Annotated in this window: 17 protein-coding genes and 3 pseudogenes; 11 read left to right on the forward strand and 9 right to left on the reverse strand. The window is 72.5% G+C overall.

Annotated features, from left to right (window positions below; translation table 11 throughout):
- Positions 1-69: 69 nt before the first annotated feature.
- From ACWF94_RS07480 to ACWF94_RS07490, 3 genes are read right to left on the reverse strand one after another with little or no spacing between them, the layout of a single operon-like run.
- On the reverse strand, positions 70-993 hold the full coding sequence (locus ACWF94_RS07480; protein ID WP_453485627.1) for a serine/threonine-protein kinase: 924 nt from the start codon (positions 991-993) through the stop codon (positions 70-72).
- The gene (locus ACWF94_RS07485) at positions 993-1,979 is read right to left on the reverse strand and encodes a hypothetical protein (RefSeq protein WP_453485629.1); all 987 of its coding nucleotides are present in this window, start codon (positions 1,977-1,979) and stop codon (positions 993-995) included. Before ACWF94_RS07485 ends, ACWF94_RS07480 begins: the two co-directional genes overlap by 1 nt.
- A 13-nt stretch (positions 1,980-1,992) precedes the next feature.
- Positions 1,993-4,365, reverse strand: coding sequence for an FHA domain-containing protein (locus ACWF94_RS07490; protein WP_453485631.1), 2,373 nt, complete (start codon positions 4,363-4,365; stop codon positions 1,993-1,995).
- 172 nt (positions 4,366-4,537) lie between these two features.
- Between ACWF94_RS07490 and ACWF94_RS07495 the strand changes: the two are divergent.
- Both ACWF94_RS07495 and ACWF94_RS07500 read left to right on the forward strand, forming a co-directional pair.
- Positions 4,538-4,948 (forward strand): annotated as a pseudogene (locus ACWF94_RS07495) (iron chelate uptake ABC transporter family permease subunit).
- A gap of 47 nt (positions 4,949-4,995) precedes the next feature.
- Entirely contained in the window at positions 4,996-5,121 is a 126-nt protein-coding gene (locus ACWF94_RS07500; protein ID WP_453485633.1) for a hypothetical protein, read from the forward strand.
- A gap of 37 nt (positions 5,122-5,158) precedes the next feature.
- On the opposite strand, the gene ACWF94_RS07505 is transcribed toward ACWF94_RS07500, so the two are convergent.
- From ACWF94_RS07505 to ACWF94_RS07520, 4 genes are all read right to left on the reverse strand, one after another.
- Entirely contained in the window at positions 5,159-6,499 is a 1,341-nt protein-coding gene (locus tag ACWF94_RS07505; RefSeq protein WP_453485635.1) for a 6-phospho-beta-glucosidase, read from the reverse strand.
- A gap of 337 nt (positions 6,500-6,836) precedes the next feature.
- Positions 6,837-7,835: a methylmalonyl Co-A mutase-associated GTPase MeaB gene (gene meaB, locus ACWF94_RS07510; protein ID WP_453485636.1), complete on the reverse strand. Its 999-nt coding sequence runs from the start codon at positions 7,833-7,835 to the stop codon at positions 6,837-6,839.
- Positions 7,836-7,848: 13 nt separating this feature from the next.
- Positions 7,849-10,092 (reverse strand): methylmalonyl-CoA mutase, encoded by a 2,244-nt coding sequence (scpA, locus tag ACWF94_RS07515; protein WP_453485638.1) that lies wholly within the window; start codon positions 10,090-10,092, stop codon positions 7,849-7,851.
- Positions 10,092-11,984: a methylmalonyl-CoA mutase family protein gene (locus ACWF94_RS07520; protein WP_453485640.1), complete on the reverse strand. Its 1,893-nt coding sequence runs from the start codon at positions 11,982-11,984 to the stop codon at positions 10,092-10,094. The genes scpA and ACWF94_RS07520 overlap by 1 nt, the downstream gene beginning before the upstream one ends.
- Positions 11,985-13,046: 1,062 nt before the next feature.
- Here ACWF94_RS07520 and ACWF94_RS07525 point away from each other — a divergent pair.
- The 3 genes and pseudogenes from ACWF94_RS07525 (at position 13,047) to ACWF94_RS07535 (ending at position 15,103) form a co-directional block, all read left to right on the forward strand.
- The gene (locus tag ACWF94_RS07525) at positions 13,047-13,421 is read left to right on the forward strand and encodes a VOC family protein (RefSeq protein ID WP_453485642.1); all 375 of its coding nucleotides are present in this window, start codon (positions 13,047-13,049) and stop codon (positions 13,419-13,421) included.
- 125 nt (positions 13,422-13,546) lie between these two features.
- Positions 13,547-14,392 carry a carbon-nitrogen hydrolase family protein gene (locus tag ACWF94_RS07530; RefSeq protein WP_453485644.1) on the forward strand — a complete coding sequence of 282 codons (846 nt, stop codon included), beginning with the start codon at positions 13,547-13,549 and terminating at the stop codon, positions 14,390-14,392.
- A gap of 61 nt (positions 14,393-14,453) precedes the next feature.
- Positions 14,454-15,103 (forward strand): annotated as a pseudogene (locus ACWF94_RS07535) (DUF6629 family protein).
- Here the strand turns inward: ACWF94_RS07535 and ACWF94_RS07540 are convergent.
- Entirely contained in the window at positions 15,070-16,581 is a 1,512-nt protein-coding gene (locus ACWF94_RS07540; RefSeq protein WP_453485646.1) for an MFS transporter, read from the reverse strand. The pseudogene ACWF94_RS07535 and the gene ACWF94_RS07540 overlap by 34 nt on opposite strands.
- Positions 16,582-16,778: 197 nt before the next feature.
- Here ACWF94_RS07540 and ACWF94_RS07545 point away from each other — a divergent pair, with 197 nt between their 5' ends.
- The 3 genes from ACWF94_RS07545 to ACWF94_RS07555 all read left to right on the forward strand — a co-directional run bounded on the left by ACWF94_RS07545 (position 16,779) and on the right by ACWF94_RS07555 (position 19,130).
- On the forward strand, positions 16,779-17,021 hold the full coding sequence (locus ACWF94_RS07545; RefSeq protein WP_453485647.1) for a hypothetical protein: 243 nt from the start codon (positions 16,779-16,781) through the stop codon (positions 17,019-17,021).
- Between the two features lie 195 nt (positions 17,022-17,216).
- Positions 17,217-17,603, forward strand: a complete 387-nt coding sequence (locus ACWF94_RS07550; RefSeq protein WP_453485649.1) for a hypothetical protein — start codon at positions 17,217-17,219, stop codon at positions 17,601-17,603.
- A 117-nt stretch (positions 17,604-17,720) separates the two neighbouring features.
- Positions 17,721-19,130 (forward strand): NADP-dependent succinic semialdehyde dehydrogenase, encoded by a 1,410-nt coding sequence (locus ACWF94_RS07555; protein WP_453485651.1) that lies wholly within the window; start codon positions 17,721-17,723, stop codon positions 19,128-19,130.
- 200 nt (positions 19,131-19,330) lie between these two features.
- Here ACWF94_RS07555 and ACWF94_RS07560 read toward each other — a convergent pair whose 3' ends face one another.
- Complete coding sequence (locus tag ACWF94_RS07560; protein WP_453485652.1) at positions 19,331-20,218, reverse strand: peptidoglycan-binding protein; 888 nt, start codon at positions 20,216-20,218, stop codon at positions 19,331-19,333.
- Between the two features lie 264 nt (positions 20,219-20,482).
- Between ACWF94_RS07560 and ACWF94_RS07565 the strand changes: the two are divergent.
- From ACWF94_RS07565 to ACWF94_RS07575, 3 genes and pseudogenes are all read left to right on the forward strand, one after another.
- A pseudogene (locus ACWF94_RS07565) lies at positions 20,483-20,941 on the forward strand ((2Fe-2S)-binding protein); the annotation flags it as partial.
- A gap of 179 nt (positions 20,942-21,120) precedes the next feature.
- On the forward strand, positions 21,121-23,514 hold the full coding sequence (locus ACWF94_RS07570) for a xanthine dehydrogenase family protein molybdopterin-binding subunit (RefSeq protein WP_453485654.1): 2,394 nt from the start codon (positions 21,121-21,123) through the stop codon (positions 23,512-23,514).
- The coding region (locus tag ACWF94_RS07575; RefSeq protein WP_453485656.1) for an FAD binding domain-containing protein at positions 23,511-24,218 on the forward strand (708 nt) is incomplete at its 3' end. The genes ACWF94_RS07570 and ACWF94_RS07575, both read left to right, overlap by 4 nt.

The following is a 24,218-nucleotide window of genomic DNA, read 5'->3' on the forward strand; positions in this document are numbered from 1 at the left end:
GGCCTGTCCGGCGCAACGGTCCGGGGCGACGGCCCCGGGCCCGGACACGGTGCTCGCCGGACCTCTCCCTCATGCGTGCGCCCTGGCCCTGCCCCCCGTCGCCGCCCGCAGCTCGGCGACGAACTGCCCGCAGGTGTCGTACCGGTCGTCCGGACCCTTGGCGAGCGCCTTCGCCAGTACGGCGTCGACTGCCGCCGGAAGGTCCGGCCGGGAGCCCGTCAGCGCCGGTGGCGGCTCGAACTGATGGGCCCACAGCAGCGCCATGTCGTCGTCGCGCTGGAAGGGGGGCGCCCCGGTCAGCGTCTCGTAGACCACACAGGCGAAGCCGTACACATCGCATCTGCCGTCCACCGGCCGCCCGGAGATCTGCTCGGGCGCCACATAGTCGAGCGTGCCGACGAACTGTCCGACCGTGGTGAACCCGGTCAGCGACAGGGACTTCTTCGTCAGCCCGAAGTCCGTGAGATACACATGCTCGGGATGGTCGCTGTCGGTGCCCTCGGCGACCAGGATGTTGCCCGGCTTCACATCCCGGTGCACCAGATCGTGGCTGTGCGCCGCGTCCAGCGCCGACGCGACCTGTGCGGCGATACGGCCCGCCTTGGGCGCGGGCAGCGGCCCCTCACGGTTGAGGAGTGCCCGCAGATCCTGGCCCGCGACATAGCGCATCGCGATGTACAGGACGCCCTCGGTCTCGCCCGCCTCGAACACCGGCACGATATGCGGGTGGTCGATGGCCGCGGCCACCCGTGACTCATGGGTGAACCGCTTGCGGAACGTGTCGTTGCGGGCCAGTTCGGGGGCGAGGAGCTTGAGGGCGACGGTCCGCTCCAGCCGCAGATCCCGGGCGCGGTACACCACCGCCATCCCGCCCCGCCCGATCTCCCGCTCGACGCGGTACCCCGCGATCTGCTTCCCCACGAGATCGGACGGCCGCCCGGCGGGCAGACCGGTCCCGCGCTGGTCACGGTCGTCGTCCGGGCCGCCCGCCATCAGCCGTCATCCCGCCGGGTGCGGGTGTCCTCGGGCGTGGCCGCGAGCCGCGTCGGCTCATGGCCGTACGGAGTACCGTCCCGGGTTGGCCGTACGCTCCCGTTCGTCGTGTCCGGCTCCGTCCCGTCCCGGGTGTCCCCGTACCCGTCGGGGTCGGCACGGGGCGTGTCGACCGGTTCCGCCGCCGCGGTCGGCCGGGCACCGGGTGGCTCCCCGGCCGCGCGGGTGGGTGCGAGGTCCTGTGGCGGTCGGTCCGCCGCTGTGTCGTCCGCCGCGCGGGTGGGTGCGACGTCCTGCGGCGGTGGGGTGGTGGGTGGCTCCCCGGCCGCGCGGGTGCGGGTGGGTGCGGGGCCCGGTGGCGGTCGGTCGGCCGCCGTGTCGTCCGCGCGGGTGGGCTCCGCGTCCCGGCCGCCCGAAGCTCTCGGGGCGTCCAACAGAGGCTCGGGGGGCTCGGGGGGCGCGGGCGGGGGCTGGGGCGTATCCGGCTCCGGGCGGTCGGCCGCCGGGTCCGACGGGGCGGCGAAGGTGCTGGTGCGCCCGCCGTCGGCGTACACCCAGCGCTCGTGCTCCGCGTCGTACAGCCACACCGACTCCCCGTCGACCACCGCGCCCACCCGCAGCCCCCGCGTACGGCGGCGGAAGGTCTCCCTGTCGATCCGGCCGTCCGCGAGTTCGTCCGCCGCGCGCCGGTACTGGTCCAGGGCCTTGGCGACCCGGCCCAGCAGCGGGCGCGGATCGGCGGTCCTGGCGAGGGGGAGGCCGGAGGCCGGGGGGTTCTGCGGCACGGCGACCAGCAGCCGGCCGTCCACCCAGGCGGACCAGCCGTTCGCGCACAGCACCCGCCCCCAGTCCCCGCGCCGGTCCAGCAGCTGCACCGGCAGCAGCGGGTCCAGGGGCTCGGTGGGCCGGGACACATCAGGGGCCTCCCAGGCGGGCAGCCCCTCACGCGGCACCACATGGGTGGGACGGAAGTCCTCGATGGTCATGGGTCGTTCCGCCCTACTTCCGCATCACGGCGGGCTCACGGCGGCGCAGCAGCCGCGAGACCAGGAAGCCGAACACGACCGACAGGGCGACCATCATGCCCATATTGGTCAGCCACACCCCCGCGGAGTGCGCGAACAGCGGGTCCCGGGTCAGTTCGCCGGGGACGATCCGGCCAAGGCCGATGGTGCCCGCCATGGCCCCCAGCGCCCACCGGGAGGGCACCAGCCAGGCCAGCTGCTGGGCCACCGGCAGCCCGTCCAGCTGGAGCAGCGCACCGCAGAAGACGACCTGGATGATGGCGAGGAGCACCAGCAGCGGCATGGTGACCTCCTCCTTGCGCACCAGCGCGGAGACCAGCAGACCGAGCATCATGGCCGTGAACGACAGCAGCGCGACCGCGAGGGTGATCTCCAGCAGCGGTGGCATCAGCACCCCTTTGCCGCCGGGGGCGTTGAGGTCGACACCGGCCAGTCCGACCAGGGTGAGCACGACGGCCTGGAGCACGGTGATCGTGCCGAGCACCACCACCTTGGACATCAGATACGCGGATCTGGACAGGCCGACGGCCCGCTCCCGCTGATAGATCACCCGTTCCTTGACCAGTTCCCGCACGGCGTTGGCCGCGCCCGTGAGCACCCCGCCGACACACAGGATGAGCAGCGCGTTCATCGCCGTCTCCCGGTCGAGCCGGCTGCCGGCCAGTGCCCGGGCCATCGCGCCCATCACAAACGGCAGCGCGATCATGATGGCGAGGAACGTCCGGTCGGCGCCGAGCGCGGCTGTGTACCGGCGTATCAGCGTCCACAGCTGGGCACGCCTGCTCTGGGCCTTGGGCGGTGGGGCGATGCCCGTGGCGGCCGTGGCGGCCGTGGCGGCCGTGGCAGCCGTGTCCGTGGCAGGGGACGGCTGTGCGGAGGAACCGGCGATATACCGCTGGTGGAAGGGGGAGTCGCGGTAGGTGCCCGCCCAGTCCCGCTCGCGGTCGCCCTCGAACGCCTCGAACGCCTCCGGCCACCGTTCGAAGCCGAAGAACGCCAGGGCGTCTTCGGGCGGCCCGTAGTAGGCGATCCGGCCACCGGGGGCGAGCACCAGCAGCCGGTCGCACACATCGAGGCTGAGCACACTGTGGGTGACGACGATGACGGTCCGCCCGTCGTCCGCCAGCCCGCGCAGCATCTGCATGACCGAGCGGTCCATGCCGGGGTCGAGCCCCGAGGTCGGCTCGTCGAGGAAGAGCAGCGACGGCTTCGTCAGCAGCTCCAGGGCGACGCTCACCCGTTTGCGCTGGCCGCCCGAAAGGCTGTGGATACGCTGGTCGGCGCGCTGGTCGAGGCCCAGTTCCCGGATCACCTCGGCGACGCGCGCCTGGCGCTCGGCCTTCGCCGTGTCCTGGGGGAACCGCAGTTCGGCGGCGTACCCCAGGGCGGCGCGCACGGTGAGCTGCGTGTGCAGGATGTCGTCCTGCGGCACCAGCCCGATGCGCCTGCGCAACTCCGCGTAGTCGCGGTAGAGATCACGGCCGTCGTACAGGACGGTGCCGTGGTCGGCGGGGCGCAGTCCGGTGAGGGCGTTGAGCAGGGTGGATTTTCCGGCGCCGCTGGGGCCGACCACGGCGAGCAGGCACTTCTCGCCCACGGGGAAGGAGACATGGTCCAGCAGGGTCTTGCTCCCCCGGTCGACGGTGACCGCGAGCTGCTGGACGTCGAGCGAGATCTCGCCGGTGTCGACGTACTCCTGGAGCTGGTCGCCGACCAGGCAGAACGCGGAGTGGCCGATGCCGATGATGTCGCCGGGGGAGACCGGGGCGGTGGCGACGGTGGCGCCGTTGAGGAAGGTGCCGTTGTGGGAGCCGAGGTCGGCGATCTCGTATCCGCCGTCCGGGCGGGTGCGCAGCTCCGCGTGGGTGCGTGAGACGGTCAGATCGTCGATGACGAGGTCGTTGCCGGGGTCCCGGCCGATGCGGACGGTACGGGTCGGCAGCGGGCGTACGGTCGTCGGCTGTTTGAAGGTGCTGGTGGCGGCGGGCGCGGAGACGGCGGAGGGGCGTTCGGCCCGGGTGGTCGGCCGGTGGTCCGCGAGCACCGCGCGCGGGCCGTCGGCGGCACTGCCGAAGCGCAGGACACAGCCCGCGCCGACATCCCGCTCATGGACGCGCGCACCGTCGGCGAAGGTGCCGTTGGTGGAGTGCTCGTCCTCGACGGTCCAGTGGCCGTCCTCGGTCCGCAGCACCGCGTGGTGCCACGACACCCGGGCGTCGTTGAGCACGATATCGCTCTGGGGGTCGCGCCCGACGTGGTAATCCCGGCTCGGGCTCATCACCGTGGAACCGTCGTCGGTGGTGAGGACGAGTTCGGGTGCGGTCGGAGCGACGGGGCGCTCTGCCATGGTCGAATTCTATCGATACCTACCGATATCCGCCCGCGCTGCGTGGTTCTGTCCGCGGAGGAACCAGACCGTGGACGCCCGCAGCGAGCCGGGTACGTCGACCAGGGCCCGGAAGTCCGGGCAGTTTTCGAGCCCGGGGCCATGGGGGCACGTCGACAGTTGCGTCGGATACGTGCGAGCGCTGACCCGCAATCCCCTCGCCGATCCCGGAATCCTGGGCGTCAACGCCGGAGCGGCGCCGGCCGTCGCGATCGGGATCAGTGTGTTCGGAGTCGGCTCGATCAGCGGATACGCCTGGCTCGCCCTCGTCGGCGCGCTGCTGTCCACCGCCGTGGTCCATCTGATCGGTTCGGCCAGGCGCGGGCCCGCCGATCCGGTGCGGCTCACTCTGGCCTGAGTCGCGCTCGGCGCTGTGCTGACCGGGATCACGACCAGCATGATGCTGCTGGACCCGGCGGCTTTCGACCGGATGCGGCACTGGAACGCCGGCACCCTGGCCGGACGAGGGCTCGACGTGAGCGTGCCTTTCGTACCGCTACTCGCCGCCGGGCTCGCCCTCGCGCTCGTGACGGCCGTCCGTTGAACGCACTCGGCCTCGGGGAAGACCTCGCGACCTCGCCGGGAAGCAGCGTGCACCGAACACGTGTGGCGACGATCGTCGCGGTCACCTTGCTGGTGGGCACCGCGACCGCGATCGCCGTACCGATCGGATTCGGCGGTCTGATGATCGGGCCTGGAGAGACCCCATGCATCTGACGCCGCGCTCTGATCCACCGCAGATTACGGGACAGCCCTAGCGGAGGTATCCGAGTGCGGGGTGAGCCGCGGTGTACTCGTCCACCAGCCGGCGGGCCACGCCCACCGAGTCCACCAGCGGATGCAGCGCGAACGCGCTCACCGCCCGTGCGCGCTCACCGCTCGCGGCGGCGGCCAGCACCTCCCGCTCGACGGCCTTGACGGCGGTGACCAGACCGGTGGCGTGGTCCGGCAGCGGGGTGACGGCGAGCGGGTGCGCGCCGTTCCCGTCCACCAGGCACGGGACCTCGACCACCGCGTCGGCGTCCAGGGGCGACAGGGCACCCCGGTTGCGGACGTTGAGGATCAGGGTGGCCCGCTGATGGTGGGCGATGGCCCGCATCAGGGCCAGGGCGACCCGCTCATAGCCGCCGGACTCCAGATCGGCCGCGTCCCGGGCGCCCGCTCCGGCCGCGTCCCGGTTGTGCGCCATATAGGTGGCCTCGCGTTCGGCGCGTACCCGGTCCCAGGTGGTCAGCGCGGGGGTGCCCGGCCGCTCCATCTCCCGGTAGAACCGGGCCTGCTGGTCACGCAGAAACGCCCCCCGGGTCCGCTCCGCCTCCCGGTAGGCGCGGACCGTCTCCCGGTTGAAGTAGTAGTAGTGCAGATATTCGTTCGGGATCGCGCCGAGCGAGCGGAGCCAGTCGGCGCCGAAGAGCCTGCCCTCCTCGAAGGAGCCCAGCAGCGCGGGGTCGGCCAGCAGCCGGGGGAGCTGATCTCGGCCGCCGACCCGCAGGCCGCGCAGCCAGCCGAGGTGGTTGAGACCCGCGTAGTCGATATGGGCCGTCGCGGGATCCGCACCCAGCACCCCGGCGACCCGCCGCCCCAGACCCACCGGGGAGTCACAGATGCCGATCACCCGGTCGCCCAGAACGCCCGCCATGGCCTCGGTGACCAGACCGGCCGGGTTGGTGAAATTGATGACCCAGGCGCCGGGTGCCAGCCGCGCCACCCGGCGCGCGATCGCGGTGGCCACCGGGACCGTCCGCAGCCCGTACGCGACACCGCCGGCGCCGACGGTCTCCTGGCCCAGCACCCCCTGCGCGAGCGCGATGCGCTCGTCCGCCGCCCGTCCTTCGAGACCACCGACCCGGATCGCCGAGAAGACGAAGTCGGCACCGCGCAGCGCCTCGTCGAGATCGGTGGTCGCACTGACCTCGGGGGCGTCCGCGACCCCGGCCGCCTGGTCGGCGAGCACCCGTACGACGGCGGCCAGCCGGCCCGCGTCCAGATCGTGCAGAACGACACGGGTGACCCGGCCCTCGGCCCGGTCGTCGAGCAGCGCGCGGTAGACCAGCGGCAGCCGGAAACCTCCGCCGCCGAGGATCGTGAGCCTCATCCCGCCTTCACCTTCCCTGCGGTTCGCCCGGCGGTTCGCCCGGCCCCGAGTCTGTACCGCCGAGTCTGTGCAGCCGAGTCTGTGCTGCCGTGCACGTGCCCCGGAAGCGCCCGCGCCCGGCGGATCATGCGCTCACGCTACTCGCCGCCGCAGGCCGTGGCGTAGAGGCCGGGCAGCCGGTACGGCCTGTCGGGGCGCGCACACCGGCCCGCTTCGGCGCCCGCTGCCGTCGTGCCCGCGAGCGGCCCCGTCCTCCGGCGGCCCCGTCCTCCGGCGGCCCCGTCCTCCGGCGGGCCGCCCCATCCCTGCCAGCGGTGCGGGCCGGTCCCGAAGGTCCCTACCCCGGCCGCTGGAACGCCTCCAGGATCCGCTCCGCCGCCAGAGTCGCCGTCAGCTCCCCGTCCCGCACCTGCTGTTCGAGCCCGGGGGCCAGCGCCCGCACCCCGGGGTGATCGCGCAGCCGGTCGCGCAGTTCGTCGTGGACCATCGACCAGGCCCAGTCGATCTGCTGGTCGCGGCGCTTGGCGGCGAGCCGGCCGGTCGAATCCAGCAGGGCGCGGTGCTGCTCGACCCGCTCCCACAGGGTGTCGAGACCGGTGGCTTCCCGGGCGCTGCAGAACAGCACCGGGGGAGTCCAGGCCGCGTCGGCGGAGTGCATCAGCCGCAGCGCGCCCGCCAGTTCCCGGGCCGCCGAGCGGGCATCGCGCTCATGGGGCCCGTCGGCCTTGTTCACCGCGATCACATCGGCCAGCTCCAGGACGCCCTTCTTGATGCCCTGGAGCTGATCGCCGGTCCGGGCGAGCGTGAGCAGCAGAAACGTATCGACCATATTGGCCACGGCGGTCTCCGACTGGCCCACGCCGACCGTCTCCACCAGCACCACGTCGTACCCGGCGGCCTCCATCACCACGATGGTCTCCCGGGTCGCCTTCGCCACGCCGCCGAGCGTGCCCGATGTCGGCGAGGGCCGGACGAACGCTGCCGGGTCCGTCGCGAGGCGTTCCATCCGCGTCTTGTCGCCCAGGATGGAACCGCCCGTACGGCTGGAGGACGGATCGACCGCGAGCACCGCGACCCGGTGGCCGCGACCCGTCAGCAGGGTTCCCACGGCGTCGATGAAGGTGGACTTGCCGACCCCCGGGACACCGCTGATCCCCACCCGCCGCGCACTGCCCGCGTACGGCAGCAGCTCCGTCAGCAGCCGCTGCGCGAGCGCCCGGTGGTCGGGACGGGTGGACTCCACCAGGGTGATCGCCCGGGCGATGTACGCCCGCGACCCGTCCCGTACCCCCTTGACGTAACTGTCGATGTCGACGCTCGGGACCGCTGAGGGCATCAGACGCACCCTCTCACCACTCGTGGCCGAGCGAGGCGGCCAGCGTCTTCACCAGATCGTGCGCGGCGTCCGGGATCACCGTGCCCGGCGGGAACACCGCCGCGGCACCCTCCTCGCGGAGCGTCGCCACATCCTGGGGCGGGATCACCCCGCCCACCACGATCATGATGTCCTCCCGGCCCTCGGCCGCCAGTTCCGCCCGCAGCGCGGGCACCAGCGTGAGATGGCCGGCGGCCAGCGAGGACACCCCGACGATATGGACATCCGCCTCCACCGCCTGCCGGGCCACCTCGCCCGGCGTCTGGAACAGCGGGCCGACATCGACATCGAAACCGAGATCGGCGAAGGCCGTGGCGATGACCTTCTGGCCCCGGTCGTGCCCGTCCTGCCCCATCTTCGCCACCAGGATGCGCGGACGGCGGCCCTCCGCCCGCTCGAACTCCGCCACCAGCGCCCGGGTGCGCTCCACGGAAGGGGACTCGCCCGCCTCGTTCCTGTACACACCGGAGATCGTACGGATCTGGCCCGCGTGGCGCCCGTACACCTTCTCCAGGGCGTCGGAGATCTCCCCGACCGTCGCCATCGCCCGTGCCGCGTCCACCGCCAGGGCCAGCAGATTGCCCTCAAGGCCCGGTCCCGGGTCGCGCCCGGCGGCCTCGGTCAGCGCCCGCAGCGCGTCCTGGCACGCCCGGTCGTCGCGCTCCTCGCGCAGCCGTCGCAGCTTGGCGATCTGCTGGGTGCGCACCGAGGAGTTGTCGACCTTCAGTACGTCGATCTCCTCATCGGTCTCGACCCGGTACTTGTTGACCCCGATGACGGGCTGGCGCCCGGAGTCGATCCGCGCCTGGGTACGGGCCGCCGCCTCCTCCACCCGCAGCTTCGGGATACCCGCGTCGATGGCCCGCGCCATGCCCCCGGCCGCCTCGACCTCCTCGATGTGCTGCCAGGCCCGCCGGGCCAGATCGTGTGTCAGCCGCTCCACATAGGCGCTGCCGCCCCACGGGTCGATGACCCGGTTCGTCCCCGACTCCTGCTGAAGCAGCAGCTGGGTGTTACGGGCGATCCGCGCCGAGAAGTCGGTCGGCAGGGCGAGCGCCTCGTCCAGCGCGTTGGTGTGCAGGGACTGGGTGTGCCCCTGGGTCGCCGCCATGGCCTCCACACAGGTACGCGTCACATTGTTGAAGACGTCCTGCGCGGTCAGGGACCAGCCCGAGGTCTGGCAGTGGGTGCGCAGCGACAGCGACTTGGGGTTCTTCGGGTCGAACGTCTTCACCAGCTTCGCCCACAGCAGCCGCGCCGCCCGCAGCTTGGCGACCTCCATGAAGAAGTTCATCCCGATCGCCCAGAAGAACGACAGCCGGGGCGCGAACGCGTCCACATCGAGGCCCGTGCCGATGCCTGCCCGCAGATACTCCATACCGTCCGCGAGCGTGTACGCCAGCTCCAGATCGGCCGTCGCGCCCGCCTCCTGGATGTGATACCCGGAGATCGAGATCGAGTTGTAGCGGGGCATCTTCTGCGAGGTGTACGAGAAGATGTCCGAGATGATCCGCATCGAGGGGCCGGGCGGATAGATATAGGTGTTGCGGACCATGAACTCCTTGAGGATGTCGTTCTGAATGGTCCCGGCCAGCTTCTCGGGCGGTACGCCCTGCTCCTCGGCGGCCACGATGTACAGCGCGAGAACGGGCAGTACGGCCCCGTTCATCGTCATCGACACACTCATCCGGTCCAGCGGAATCCCGTCGAACAGCTGCCGCATGTCGTAGATCGAGTCGATCGCGACCCCGGCCATACCGACATCGCCGGTCACCCGTGGGTGGTCGCTGTCGTAGCCGCGGTGGGTCGGCAGATCGAAGGCGACCGACAGACCCTTCTGCCCGGCGGCCAGATTGCGCCGGTAGAAGGCGTTGGACTCCTCGGCGGTGGAGAACCCGGCGTACTGCCGGATCGTCCACGGCTGGTTGACGTACATCGTGGGATACGGGCCGCGCAGATACGGCGCGATACCCGGATAGGTGCCCAGGAAGTCCAGCCCGGCGAGATCCTGCCCGGTGTAGAGCGGCTTGACCGGGATGCCCTCCGGCGTCTCCCACACCAGATCGCCGTCACCCCTGCCGGTGGCCTCCTTGACGGCCGTACGCCACTGGTCGTCGGACCCGGCGGATGCGCCGGTCCCCAGCTCGACGCCGGTGAAGTCCGGGATGCCCGCGGCTTCCGTCACCTCGGCCGCCTCGGTGAAGTCCGGGGTACCCATCACGCCACTCCGATCCGGTCGAGTACGGAGGCGAGGACGGCGACCGCGTCATCACCTGCGGCGACGAACTCGTCGACCCCCGCCCGTACATAAGTCTCACGCTGTTCGCCGGGGCGTCCCGCGAGATACACCCGCCGCGCCCCCGCGGCCTTCAGGGCCCCGGCCACCGGCCCCGCCTGCTCGGCGTAGAGCGCGTCGCTGGAACAGACACACGCGACCTCCGCCCCGCTGGCGGTGAACGCCCCGGCGACCGACGACGCGTCGACGGAGACCGGGTCATGGACCGGCTCGATCCCGCCCGCCTGGAAGAGATTGGCGGCGAAGGTGGTGCGCGCGGTATGCGCCGACGCCGGGCCGATCGCCGCGATGAACACCCGGGGCCGGGCCCCGGTCGCCGCCAGATGCGCGTCCGAGCGGGCCCTCAGCGCCTCGAACGCCTCGTCCCGGCGCACCCTCGGCAGACCGCCGGACGGCACGGCGGGCGCGGGGTCGCGTGCCACCGGGGTCTGCGACAGCAGCGGGAACTCACTGACCCCGGTGACCGGCTCACGCCGCCTGGCGAGCTTCTTCTGCCGCTCGCCCCAGGTGCGCTCGATCCGCTCGCCGATCAGACCACCGCGGAGCGCGGCCAGTTGGCCGCCCGCCCGCTCGATCTCCTGGAACCGGTCCCAGGCGGCCTGCGCGAGTTCATCGGTCAGCCGCTCCACGTACCAGGAGCCGCCCGCCGGGTCGATGACCCGGGCGACATGCGACTCCTCCACCAGGATCGTCGAGGTGTTCCGGGCGATCCGGCGGGCGAAGGCGTCCGGCAGCCCGATCGCGTGGTCGAACGGCAGCACGGTCACGGCGTCCGCGCCGCCCACCCCCGCGGCGAGCGAGGCGACCGTCGTCCGCAGCATGTTCACCCACGGGTCGCGCCGGGTCATCATCACCGGCGAGGTCACCGCGTGCTGCCGCTGTGCCCCGGCGGCCCGCGCCCCGCTCGCCTCGGCGACCCGTCCCCACACCCGACGGGCGGCCCGGAGCTTGGCGATCGTCAGAAACTGATCGGCGGTGGCCGCGTAGCGGAACTCCAGCTGCCCGCAGGCCGCCGCGACATCGAGCCCGGCGGCGGTCAGCTCGCGCAGCGCCGCGACACCGGTCGCCAGCGAGCACCCCAGCTCCTGCGCCGCCGACGCCCCGGCCTCGTGGTACGGCAGCGCGTCGATCGTCAGCGCCCGCAGTCCGGGGTGCGCCGTGTGACAGAGCCGGGCCAGCTCGGCCGCCGTGGCGTGGTGGCCATCGACATCGTCGTACGCGCCGGTCCGCGCCGCGTGCCCCAGCGGGTCGGCCCCCAGATTGCCGAGCGGTGTGGTGATGCCCCGCTCCGCGCAGATCCGCAGGAACTCCCGGGCCGTGGCGTCGAACGAGGCCCCCGCGTCGAGGACCACGGGCGCCAGGTCCAGATACACGCCCTCCAGCACCTTGGCCAGCCCGGAGACCGGGATTCCGGCCTCCCCGACGGTCAGCCACAGCGAGCTGACCCCGTTCTCCAGATCCGCGAGCACCGCCTCGTTGGCCCGCACCGGGTCCGGCCGGTCATGGCGCTGCCGCACATCCCAGCCGGACACCGCGCCGCCCTCGGGCGTGCCGCCCCGGGTGAAGGGGGCGAAGCCCGGGAGGCCGGCGTTCGCGGCGCCGCCTTCCGCCGTGGCCGCCGTGGCCGCCGTGTAGAGGGGACGGGTGGCGAGCCCGTCCTCCAGGGTTGTGGACAGCGCGCCCTCGGCAGCCGAGTCCGGAATGTCCTTGCCTGCCTTGCGCAGCACGCCGGCGATCAGCTGCTGCCACTGCTCAGGGGTGGCGTCCGGGAATTCGGCGGCCAGCGGGAACCCGTCGTCGGGGAGGACCGTCATGCTCGGATGCTAGGACATGCACACAACTGTGCAGGAGGGGCACGGGCTGTGACCTTAGCGACGTGGGGGTGGCCTTGATCGCCCCGATTCCATGCCTTATCCGCTGCGCTCACGCATCTGCCGCCCGTGGGTACCCCGGACCTGTCGCCCGGTCCGGTCCGGGTCCTGCCCGGGTCCCGCCCGGGCGCGGGTTCTTGTCGGGGCGCTGCCCCGAACCGCCCCCCTACGCCCTTGCGGGCGTGGGGGACCCCCTGCTCCTCAATCGCCGGAGGGGCTGGGATTGCCTGATCCCGGAGGGGACGGGATGGCCCGATGCCGGAGGGGATGGGATTCGGTGTCGGCGGGGCGGGGATTGGCCGATGCCGGAGGGGCGGTGTACGGGTGCCGGAGGGCTGGGTGTTCGCGATGCCGGAAGGGCGGGTTCTCGGGACCCCAGGGGTTGGGTTGTTCTGTGCCGGTGGGGTTGCTCGGTGCTCGTTGGGGCAGCCAGGGCCCGGCCGAGTCTGGCGGGCCGGGTGGGCAGAACCAGCCCGTCCGGCGTTTGAGGACACCCCGGAGGGGTGCGCGTCAGCCGACGCACGTTGCGGCTGGTCGTCCGGGGTTCCGTGCCCGGACCGCGCGCCTTGAACTCCCCCATAACTCCGCCTCTTGCAGGCAGGGGTGCGCATATTCAGCCTGTTGGGGGTCCCCCCGGACGAAGTCTGGGGGAGTTTGAGGACACCCCGTAGGGGTGTGCGTCAGCCGACGCACGTTGCGGCTGGTCGTCCGGGGTTCCGCGTCCGGACCGTGCGCCTTGAACTCCCCCAGAGCTTCGCCTCTTGGAGGCAGGGGTGCGCATATTCAGCCTGTTGGGGGTCCCCCCGGACGAAGTCTGGGGGAGTTTGAGGACGGGCCCTTGGGCGCGGGGGCGTGCACGAGTGCGGGGCTGGGGCCCGGGTGCCTGTAGTGAGCCTGTCCGGCGTTTGAGGACAGCGCCCCGCGCCCGCGCGGGACAGGGGGTGCGGGGGCACGGCCCGCGCCGTACCGTAGGGGCACCGTCACCCCAGGGAAGGCGACGCAGCCATGGCCGGTGAGATCTCGTTCTTCGAACTCGGTGTGGGTGACTTCGAACAGGCCCGCACCTTCTACGGCTCCCTCTTCGGCTGGTCCTTCGACCAGGGCTCGACGGAGGGCGGGGGCTACGCCATCGGTACCCCCAACGTCCCCGGCGGAGTCCACGGGGGCGACCCCGCGGCCACGCCGTATCTCTTCTTCCGGGTCGAGGACATGACGGCCGCACTCGCCCGCGTCGTGGAACTCGGCGGCTCGGTGGACGACCTCGACTTCGGGGAGAGTGAGGAGACGCTCGCCCGCTTCGGCCGGTTCATGTTCTGTCATGACGACCAGGGCTCGCCGTTCGGGCTGCACGAACCCCCGCAGCAGCCCCCGAAGCCCTGAGAGAAGCCCGCGGGGAAGCCCGGGGAGAAGCCCCTGGAACCGCCCGGAGGGTGCGGCGGGCCGTCGCGATGGCGCAGGCTGGACCGTGACACCCGGCCCGTCGACGCACTCCGAGGGACAGTTTCATGCGCATCGCCCTGAGCCAGATCACCACCGGCCCCGACCCCGCGCGCAATCTCGTCACCGTACGGGAGCAGGCTCGCCGCGCCGCCGAATCGGGCGCGGCGGCCGTCGTCCTGCCGGAGGCGACCATGGCCTGCTTCGGCACCCGGCTCGCCCCGCTGGCGGAGCCGCTGGACGGGCCCTGGGCCACCGGGGTGCGGAAGATCGCCGAGGAGACCGGTGTGGTCGTGGTCGCCGGGATGTTCACACCGGCCGCCGACGGCAAGGTGACCAACACCCTGCTGGCCACCGGCCCCGGGGTCGAGGCGGCCTACGACAAGATCCATCTGTACGACGCCTTCGGCTTCACCGAGTCCGCGACCGTCGCCGCCGGCTCCGAGGTCGTCACCATCGAGGTGGCGGACATCCGGATCGGCCTCGCCACCTGCTACGACGTCCGCTTCCCCGAACTGTTCCGGGCCCACGCGGACGCCGGAGCCGTCCTCACACTGCTGCCCGCGTCCTGGGGCGACGGCCCCGGCAAGCGCGACCAGTGGGAGCTGCTGATCCGGGCCCGGGCGCTGGACGCCACCCTGTGGGTCGCCGCCGTGGACCAGGCGGACCCGGCGGCCTCCGGCCGGGAGGTGCGCACCGGGGTCCCGGCCGGGATCGGGTACAGCGCGCTCATCGGCCCCGACGGCACCGTGCGGTCACGGCTGGAGGCCGCGCCCGGACTGCTGGTCGCCGATGTGGACCCGGCCGAGGTCGCCTCCGTACGCCGGGCCGTGCCCGTACTCGCCAATCGCAGGCTCCGGCGGGACCCCGCGATCGGCGCCCCGGGGGCACAGGAACCGGTTCCGGGGGCGTAGGAACCGCCGGTCCCGGCTATAGCTCCAGGGACTGCCCGACCCCTGCCGACCGGATGGGCCCATGTGCTGGAGCGCGACGGCCGACCTGGTGGCGGGCGCGGGGATCTGCGCGATCGGGACGGTCTGTGTCGTGCGCGTCCGCCGCAGTCGCGATCTGCCGCTCGCCGCGCTGCCCCTGCTGCTCGGGGCGCATCAGATCGTCGAGTCCGTTCTCTGGCGCGGCGGTGGCGGCCAGGGCGCGGCCACCGACGTGTGGGCGGTGATCGCACTGCCGGTACTGCCGCTCTGGGTGCCGCTGGCGGTGCTGCTCGTCTCGCCCGCCGCCGTACGCCGGCGGCTCGCCGCCCCGGTCGCGTCGGGTCTGGTGACGGCGGCCGTCCTCGGGTACTGCCTCACCACCCGCACGGTCACGGCCGAGATCCGCGGCCGGACCGTCGGCTGTCTGCTGGATCTGCCCTTCGCGCCGCTGCTCACCGCCGGGTATCTGCTGGCGACGGTCGGCGCGCTGCTGCTCTCCGGCGACCGGGTGCTGCGACTGCTCGGCGCGCTGGCCGGAGCGGGCGCTGTGGCTGCTCGGCGTGCTGCGCGCTGCTGTGGCGCACGGAGTTCGTCTCCACCTGGTGCGCGCTGGCGGCCGTCGCCTCCGTCGTCCTTCTCGCGTGGGTACGGCGGGGGCCTCAGCCGCCGCCCCGGGTGGGCGCGACCGGCTGAGCCTCCCGGCCCGCCGGGGTGTCCCCGCCACTGGCGCGCGGGACCGGGCGGGCCGGGCCCTTGCGCCCGGGCAGCGCCGCGGCGAGCACCAGACCGAGCAGCATCGCGCCCGTGGCGATCATGAAGGAGAGCCGGAAGCCCTCCAGGCTGGGCACGAGGACATCACCCATGGGGACGGCCGTGCGCGCCAGGACCATTCCGATGACCGCGCTCGACACGGAGGTGCCGATCGACCGCATCAGGGCGTTGAGACCGTTCGCCGCCCCGGTCTGGGAGGGATCGACGGCCCCGACGATCAGGGCGGGCAGCGCCGCGTAAGCGAAGCCGATGCCCGCGCCCAGCACCACCGAGACAACGACCGTCTGCCAGGCCGCACTCATCATGACGATGCCCGCGCCATAGCCCGTGGACATGATCACCATCCCGGTCAGCAGCGCCGCCTTGGGGCCGTACTTGCCCGCGACCCGGGAGTAGAGAGGGGCGACGAGCATCATGGTCAGCCCGAGGGGTGCGACACAGAGCCCGGCCATCACCATCGACCGGCCCAGCCCGTAGCCGGTCGACTCGGGCAGTTGCAGCAGTTGGGGGAGGACCAGCGAGACGGCGTAGAACGCCACCCCGAGCATGATCGAGGCCAGATTGGTGAGCAGCACCTCCCGGCGGGCGGTGGTGCGCAGATCCACCAGGGGCGCGGCGATGCGCAGCTCCCACACTCCCCACAGCGCGAGGACGACGGCCGACGCGGCGAACAGGCCCAGGGTCACCGGTGAGGTCCAGCCCCAGTCGCCGCCCTTGGTGATGGGCAGCAGAAACAGGACGAGGCCCGTGGACAGCCCCAGCGCGCCCGGCAGGTCGAAACCGCCCGGCGCGCGCAGCGACGGCTCCGGTACGACGAGGACCGTCGCCAGCATCGACAGCACGCCCAGACCGGCCGAGGCGTAGAACAGCGTGTGCCAGTCGCTGTGCTGGGCGACCAGCGCGGCCCCGGGCAGAGCGAGTCCGCCGCCCACTCCGATGGAGGAACTCATCAGCCCCATCCCCGAAGCGAGCCGGTCGGGGGGCAGCACATCGCGCATGATGCCGATGCCGAGGGGTATCGCGCCCATGGCGAAGCCCTGCAACGCGCGCCCGGCGATCATCGTCACCAGATCATCGGTGAAGGCACAGACCAGCGATCCGACGACCATGATCCCGAGGCTGGCCAGCAGCATCCGCCGCTTGCCCCGCAGATCGCCCAGCCGTCCCATGATCGGGGTGGCCACCGCGCCCGCGAGCAATGTGGCCGTCAGGACCCAGGTGGCGTTGGCGGGGCTGGTGCTCAGCAGGGCCGGCAGATCCTTGATGACCGGGACGAGCAGCGTCTGCATCACGGCGACGGTGATACCCGCGAACGCCAGGACGGGCACCACCGCTCTGCCGGTGCCCGTGCCGCCCCGGGTGACTGCCGCTGCCGGCTCGTCTGTCGTCCTGTGCGGCATGCCTGTGGCCTCCGGGGCCTGCCGATGTCGCGAGAACATGCCTGCCCCGGGCAGCCCCCACCACGTGCCTGGACGTCAACGGATTCCGGGTTCCCCGTTATTCCCCGTGCTGCAGGGTACTCGTACGGAGCCTGCCCTCCCCACAGCCCCCCGCCCTCCCCACAGCCCCCGCCTTCCCCGTACGAGAGGAACCCACCATGCGCGAACGCCACGGGCCGGACCGGGATCCCGAAGGGCCGGTCCCCAGGGACCCGCCGGACCAGCAGAGCCGCGAACACGAGGACGGCGATCCGCTGGATGTGCCCCGTACCCCGTCGTCGGGCGAAGCGGCCGACCGGAGCCTCCCGGACACCGACCAGTCGGGTGCGGGCCGCAGCGGAGAGCCGCGCAGCGGGTCGGTCCACCCCGAACAGCCTGTCCCCGACGAACCCTCCGGCTGACCCCGCGCTGAGCCCGCGGGGCACGGACACCCGACCGGTCCGCCCCCCGCGCGGGGCACGGACACCCGACCGGTCCGCCTCCCGCGCGGGGCGCGGACACCCGACCGGTCCGCCCGACTCGCACCCGGCGCGCGCCCGGGCGAGCCTGGGAAGGGGTCCCCGCCCTGAGCAGCGCATGGAGAGTGAGGAACCACGGTGAAGAGCACCGAACAACTCGCCACCCCGGTCGTGGTGACGATCACCGGGTGCACCAGGGAGGACGCCGACACGGTCTTCCGGCTGCTGGGGCGGCTGTACGCATCCGATCGCGCGGACGACGACACGCCCGAATACGTGTCCGAGGGTCATGTGGCGGTGTGGACCGCCACCTTCGACGTCGCGGAGGCCCGGACAGCGCCCGGTCCCGTACCCCTCACCTCGCCCGTCGAGGCCGAGATGCAGGGCGGCTACTGGGCGGTCGACCGCCTCCGCGAAGCGCTCGCGTCCGCCTTCGACGTCCGCGCGGAGGCGATGGCGGCGGGCGACCAGGAGAAGGACGTCCAACTCCGCCTGGAGAACAAGGCCGGCCCCGCGCAAGTGTGACACCGGCCGTGCGCCTCGGCCGGGCACGCCTTTCAGCCCGGGCGGGCGTACCCCGACCCGCCGCCGGTTGAGCCGGGCACGGCCCTCCCGGGCCACCTCATCACCTACGGAGCACCTATGCCCATCACCACCGTCAACCCCGCGACCGGCGAGACCCTCCGTACTTTCACCCCCCTCACCCCCGACGCCGTCGAACGCCGGATCGCCCTCGCCCGCAGTGCCTTCGACACCCACCGCACCACCGGCTTCGCCACCCGCTCCCGGCTCCTCGAACGGGCCGCCGAGCTGCTGGACGAGGAAGGCGAGCGGGTCGCCCGCACCATGACGACCGAGATGGGCAAGCCGATCGCGGCGGCCCGCGCCGAGGTGGCGAAGTGCGCGAAGGCGATGCGCTGGTACGCCGGGCGCGCGGCGGAACTGCTCGCCGACGAGCATCCGTCGGCAGCCGATGTGGCGGACTCCGGGGCCGCCCGGGCGGTGGTGCGGTACCGGCCGCTCGGGGTGATCCTGGCCGTCATGCCGTGGAACTTCCCGCTGTGGCAGGTCGTGCGCTTCGCCGCGCCCGCGCTGATGGCGGGCAATGTCGGGCTCCTCAAGCACGCGTCCAATGTGCCGCAGACCGCGCTGTATCTGGAGGATCTGTTCCGCCGCGCGGGCTACCCCGAGGGGTGCTTCCAGACCCTGCTGGTGGGCTCCGCCGCCGTCGAGGGCGTACTGCGCGACCCCCGGGTGGCGGCGGCGACCCTGACGGGCAGTGAGCCGGCCGGCCGCTCCGTGGGGTCCATCGCGAGCGACGAGGTGAAGAAGACGGTCCTGGAGCTGGGCGGCAGCGATCCCTTCGTCGTGATGCCGTCGGCCGATGTGGAGCGGGCCGCCGAAACGGCCGTCAGGGCGCGGGTGCAGAACAACGGCCAGTCCTGCATCGCCGCCAAGCGGTTCATCGTCCACGCCGATGTCCATGACGCGTTCCTGGAGCGCTTCACCGCGGGCATGCGCGGCCTCTCCGTCGGCGACCCGGCCGACGAGTCCACCCAGGTGGGCCCCCTCGCCACCGAACAGGGCCGGGCCGACCTCGAAGAACTCGTCGACGACGCCCTGGAGCACGGGGCGATCGCCCTGTGCGGCGGCCGTCGCCCGCCGGGCCTGGACCGGGGCTGGTACTACGAGCCCACGGTCCTGGCCGGAGTCGGCGACCGGATGCGGATCCACCGCGAGGAGGCGTTCGGCCCGGTGGCCACGGTCTACCGGGTGGCCGATGTGGACGGGGCCGTCGCCCTCGCCAATGACACTCCCTTCGGGCTGAGTTCCAATGTGTGGACACGGGACGAAGGCGAACTCGCCCGGTTCGCCCGGGACATCGAGGCCGGAGGCGTCTTCTTCAACGGGATGACGGCCTCCCACCCCGCTCTGCCGTTCGGCGGGGCCAAGCGCTCCGGCTACGGCAGGGAACTGGCGGCGCACGGTATCCGCGAGTTCTGCAATGTCACCACGCTCTGGTACGGGCCCGGCGCGGGCGGATCGAACTGACCCGCCCGTGCCGGGTGCCGGTGGAGCCGACCCGCCCGTGCCCGGTGGAGCCGACCCGCCCGCACCCGGTGCCGGTGGGCCGAGCCGACCCGCGCGCCGGATGTGCCCGACCGCGCGCGCCGGACGCGGAGAGTCATCGATGACCACCGTCGGACACGGACACGGACACGGACACGGACACGGACACCGTGCCCCGCGCCTCAGACGTTGGGCACCTTCAGCCGGTCCCAGCTGCTCTTTCCCGGGATGCCGTCGGCCGCGTCGCCGGTGAACCCCAGCTTGCGCTGCCAGGCCGCGTACGACTGCCGGTCCGCCTCCGTCCAGTTCGGCCCCGGCCCGGACTGGTACCGGCCGCACCCCTCCGCCACCAGCCGCTTGCCCATCGCCGTGATGACCGGGCTGCGCCGCCCCACCGCGAAGAAGGCGGCACCGGGGAAGGGCTCGTACTTCGCGGGCCTGGGCGGGGGCGGCTTGGGCTCACCGGGGCGGGCGGGGCTGCCCGTCAGCCGGGACTCGACCCGGGTGCGCATCGACCCCATGGTGAAGCCGCGCGGGTCGATCTTCCCCGGCTGCCACTCCAGATGACCGATCACCGAGCGGTGCGACCAGCCGTGTGCCCGGCAGATCGCCGCCGAAGCCTTCTCGATCGCGGTGAGCTGGGCGGCGGGCCAGGGGTCCTTGCCGTTGCCGAGGTTGACGCACTCGAAGCCGTAGAAGTGCCGGTTGCCGTCGGTGTTCGCCTCGTTGTCGGCGGGCAGCGCGGTCTCGTCGATCACCGCGCGCAGGACATCGTCGTCTCCGGACCCGGCGTGGTTCGCGCGCCCGGCGCTGACGAGGTAGACCGTGCCGTCCTTGGCTATCACCCCGTGGCACAGCGGACCCGGCAGATTGGCGTGGCCGTTGTAGCAGAGTTCGACGGAGTTCATCGTTCCGGAGGTCACCGTGTGATGGATCATCACTCCGTGCACGGGCCCCCACGGGCCCTTGTGGTTACGGTCGTTCGTACGCCAGCTGCGGTGCTCGACGACCTTGAGCCCTTCGTCGCGCAGTGCCTTGAGCAGTCTGGAGGCGGACAGGGGAGTTGCCATCGTGGATTCCTTCAGCACTGTCGGTTTCCCGGCCCGACGGGGGATCGGGCAGGCGGCCAGAGCAAGATTCCCATGCGGCCCGAACCCTCGGGCGGCCACCCCACAACTTCGACATTTGGTGCGGACGGATGTTCGGCGGGGTGTCGCTCGTCCGTTCGGCAAGGGCTCGCGCGTCGGAGGGTCGCGACCTAGAGTTGCCAGTAACAGAGCGGAACCGAGGATTCAGAGCCCGCTCTGTCTCGGGGCATTCCCTGGGAGGCCCGGATGACACATATCTCGCTGACTGTCGACGGCACCGGCTACGACGACGAAGTGGAACCCCGGCTCCTCCTCGTCCACTATCTGCGCGACCGCCTCGGCCTCACCGGTACCCCGATCGGCTGCGACACCTCCAACTGCGGGGCCTGCACGGTCGACGTCGACGGCGAGAGCGTCAAGAGCTGCGCCGTCCTCGCCGTCCAGGCCGACGGCAGCGAGGTGACCACCATCCAGGGGCTGGCCACCGAGACGGGCTGGGACCCCCTCCAGACCGCGTTCCACGAGCAGCACGCGCTCCAGTGCGGCTACTGCACCCCCGGCATGATCATGGCCGCGCGCGATCTGCTGAAGGAGAACCCCGATCCGTCGCCCGAGGAGATCCGCCTCGGCCTCGAAGGCAATCTCTGCCGCTGCACCGGCTACCAGAACATCGTGCGCGCCGTCCTCGCGGCAGCCGCCGAGGAGCGCCGCCGCCGCGCGCCCGGTCCCACCGCCGACGAGACGGCCCCGGAGCGGGCGGGGGCCGGACAAAAGGCCCCGGCAGGAGCGGACGCCCCGGCCGGACAGAAGACCCCGGCGCGGCAGGAGGCCCCGGCGCGGCAGGAGGCCCCGCAGCGGGCCGGGGCCGGACAGGAGGCGCCGGTATGAACGCGCCAGCCGCCACCGCCGAGATCGGCCGCTCCCGTACCCGTAAAGAGGACGCCAGGCTCGTCACAGGACAGACCACCTGGACCGACAACATCGCCGTGACCGGACTGCTGCACATGGCGATCCTGCGCAGCCCCATGGCCCACGCCCGGATCGACCGCGTCGACCTCTCCCGGGTCCGCCGGCGGCCCGGGGTGATCGCCGCGTTCAGCGGCCGTGAGCCGGCGGACGACCTCGGCCCGATGCCCTGCGTCTGGCCGGTGACCGAGGACATCGTGATGCCGGACCACCCGGCCGTGGCCGTGGACGAGGTCCGCTACGCGGGCGACCCCGTGGCCGTCGTCATCGCCCGCGACCGCTACACGGCGGCCGACGCGCTCGAAGCGGTCGACGTCGACTACACACCGCTGCCCCCCGTACTCGATCTGGAAGCGGCGCTCGCCGACGGCTCGCCCCTCGTCCACTCGGCCCACGGCACCAACCGCTGCTATGTGTGGCCGCTGGCCACCGGCGACTACGAGGCCGAGAAGGCGGCGGCCGACATCGTCCTCCACCGCCGCTACACCCAGCAGCGGCTGATCCCCTCCGCGATGGAGCCCCGCGCCGTCGTCGCCGTACCGCCGACGGCGTCCCACGAGTACACCCTGTACTCCTCCACCCAGGTCCCGCACATCGCCCGGGTCGTCCTGTCCATGGTCACCGCCATCCCCGAGCACCGGCTGCGGGTGATCGCCCCCGATGTCGGCGGCGGCTTCGGCTCCAAGCTCCAGGTGTACGGCGAGGAGGCCCTCGCGCTGGCCGTCGCCCGGCGGCTGCGGCGGCCGGTCAAATGGACCGAGTCCCGGTCCGAGGGGTATCAGGCGACCCACCACGGCCGGGGCCAGCTCCAGGACGTCGAGATCGCAGCCACCCGCGACGGGGACCTGCTGGGCCTGCGCGTCGATCTGCTCGCCGACATGGGCGCGTATCTGATGCTGATCACCCCCGGCACCCCGCTGCTCGGCGCGTTCATGTACCCCGGCATCTACAAGATGAACGCCTATGCGTTCACCTGCACCGGCGTCTTCACCACCAGGACCCCCACGGACGCCTACCGTGGCGCCGGGCGGCCCGAGGCGACCTTCGCCATCGAGCGGACCATGGACGAACTCGCGGCCGAACTGGCCCTGGACCCCATGGAACTGCGCAGGCGCAACTGGATCCGGCACGACGATTTCCCGTACACCTCGGCCGGCGGACTCACCTACGACAGCGGCAACTACGAAGCCGCCACCGACCGCGCGCTCGCCCTCTTCGGCTACGACGAGCTGCGCGCCGAACAGCGCGTCCGCGAGCGGCGCGGCGACCCCGTGCGGCTCGGTATCGGCATCTCCACCTACACCGAGATGTGCGGCCTGGCCCCCAGCCGTATCCTGCGCGATCTGCGGTACGCGGCGGGCGGCTGGGAGGCCGCGTCCATCCGGATGCTGCCCACCGGCACCGTCGAGGTGACCACCGGGACCAGCCCGCACGGCCAGGGGCACGCCACCTGCTGGAGTCAGATCGCCTCCGATGTCCTCGGGGTGCCGTTCGAGGACATCGAGGTCGTGCACGGCGACACCAAGGCCGTGCCCCAGGGCATGGACACCTACGGCTCCCGCTCCCTTGCGGTCGGCGGTGTCGCCGTCCACCACGCCGCGCGCAAAGTGGTCGCCAAGGCCCGCCGGGTCGCCGCCCATCTGCTGGAGGCCGACGAGGCCGACCTGGAGTTCTCCGGCGGCACCTTCACCGTCCGAGGGTCGCCCGAGGCGACGAAGACCATCCAGGAGGTCGCCTTCGAGGTGTTCTCGTCCCACGACCTGCCCGACGGCATGGAACCGACGATCAACGCCGAACACCTGGTCGACCCCGAGAACTTCTCCTTCCCGCACGGCACCCATCTGTGCGCCGCCGAGATCGACACCGAGACCGGCCGCGCCCGTATCCGCAGCTATGTCTGCGTGGACGACATCGGCAAGGCGGTCAACCCGATGATCGTCCAGGGCCAGATACACGGCGGTCTCGCCCAGGGCATCGCCCAGGCGCTGTACGAGGAGGCCGTGTACGACGCCGAGGGCAATCTGCTCTCCGGCACCATGGCCGACTATCTGGTGCCCTCGGCCGCCGACCTCCCCGACTTCGTCACCGACCGCACCGAGACCCCGGCGACCACCAACGCGCTCGGCGTCAAAGGCGTCGGCGAGGCCGGAACCATCGCCTCCACCCCGGCCGTGGTCAACGCGGTCATGGACGCGCTGCGCCCGCTGGGCGTCCGCGATGTGCCCATGCCCTGCACACCCCAGCGGATCTGGGAGGCAATCGAAGAGGCACGGGCGGCGGCAGCCGGGGCCGAGAAGGAGGTGGCGGCATGATCCCCGCCGCGTTCGACTACGTACGGCCCGAATCCGTCGAGGAGGCCCTGCGGGCCCTCGCCGACGGCGGTGACGACGCCAAGGTGCTGGCCGGCGGCCAGAGCCTGATCCCGGTCCTGCGGCTGCGGCTCGCGTTCCCGGAACTCCTGGTCGACATCGGCCGCCTCCCCGAACTGCGCGGAGTGCGGGAGGACACCGGCGCGGGCGTTCTGGTCATCGGCGCCATGACCACCCATCACGACGTCATCCACGACCCGCTGGTGCGCCGCCACGCCGGACTCCTCGCGGCGGCCACGGAGACGGTCGCCGACCCCGCCGTACGCCATCGGGGGACCATCGGCGGGTCCCTCGCCCACGCCGACCCGGCCGGGGACCTGCCCGCCGTCCTGCTCGCCCTCGACGGCGAACTGGTCGCGGCGGGGCCCGGCGGACGGCGCGTCATCCCGGCGCGCGACTTCTTCACCGACTATCTGGAGACCGCGCTGCGGCCCGACGAACTCCTGGTGGAGGTGCGGGTGCCCAGGACCGACGGCTGGGGATTCCACTACGAGAAGTTCAGCCGCGCCGCCCAGGCATGGGCCGTCGTCGGCGTCGCCGCGACGGTACGGCGCGACGGCGGCCACCTCGCCGGAGCCCGGATCGCGCTGACCAGCATGGGCCCGACACCGCTGCGGGCGACCGCGGTCGAGGAGGCGCTCGCCGGG

It is taken from the genome of Streptomyces sp. NPDC055078 (assembly GCF_053607985.1).

Bases quoted from the DNA above. Each gene is read 5' to 3' on its own strand.
- ACWF94_RS07525 (WP_453485642.1), top strand. From the start codon at position 13,047: ATGGCCGGTGAGATCTCGTTCTTCGAACTCGGTGTGGGTGACTTCGAA.
- ACWF94_RS07540 (WP_453485646.1), bottom strand. From the start codon at position 16,581: ATGCCGCACAGGACGACAGACGAGCCGGCAGCGGCAGTCACCCGGGGC.
- ACWF94_RS07530 (WP_453485644.1), top strand. From the start codon at position 13,547: ATGCGCATCGCCCTGAGCCAGATCACCACCGGCCCCGACCCCGCGCGC.
- ACWF94_RS07505 (WP_453485635.1), bottom strand. From the start codon at position 6,499: ATGAGGCTCACGATCCTCGGCGGCGGAGGTTTCCGGCTGCCGCTGGTC.
- ACWF94_RS07480 (WP_453485627.1), bottom strand. From the start codon at position 993: ATGGCGGGCGGCCCGGACGACGACCGTGACCAGCGCGGGACCGGTCTG.
- ACWF94_RS07485 (WP_453485629.1), bottom strand. From the start codon at position 1,979: ATGACCATCGAGGACTTCCGTCCCACCCATGTGGTGCCGCGTGAGGGG.
- ACWF94_RS07560 (WP_453485652.1), bottom strand. From the start codon at position 20,218: ATGGCAACTCCCCTGTCCGCCTCCAGACTGCTCAAGGCACTGCGCGAC.
- meaB (WP_453485636.1), bottom strand. From the start codon at position 7,835: ATGCCCTCAGCGGTCCCGAGCGTCGACATCGACAGTTACGTCAAGGGG.
- ACWF94_RS07545 (WP_453485647.1), top strand. From the start codon at position 16,779: ATGCGCGAACGCCACGGGCCGGACCGGGATCCCGAAGGGCCGGTCCCC.
- scpA (WP_453485638.1), bottom strand. From the start codon at position 10,092: ATGGGTACCCCGGACTTCACCGAGGCGGCCGAGGTGACGGAAGCCGCG.
- ACWF94_RS07570 (WP_453485654.1), top strand. From the start codon at position 21,121: ATGAACGCGCCAGCCGCCACCGCCGAGATCGGCCGCTCCCGTACCCGT.
- ACWF94_RS07520 (WP_453485640.1), bottom strand. From the start codon at position 11,984: ATGACGGTCCTCCCCGACGACGGGTTCCCGCTGGCCGCCGAATTCCCG.
- ACWF94_RS07555 (WP_453485651.1), top strand. From the start codon at position 17,721: ATGCCCATCACCACCGTCAACCCCGCGACCGGCGAGACCCTCCGTACT.
- ACWF94_RS07490 (WP_453485631.1), bottom strand. From the start codon at position 4,365: ATGGCAGAGCGCCCCGTCGCTCCGACCGCACCCGAACTCGTCCTCACC.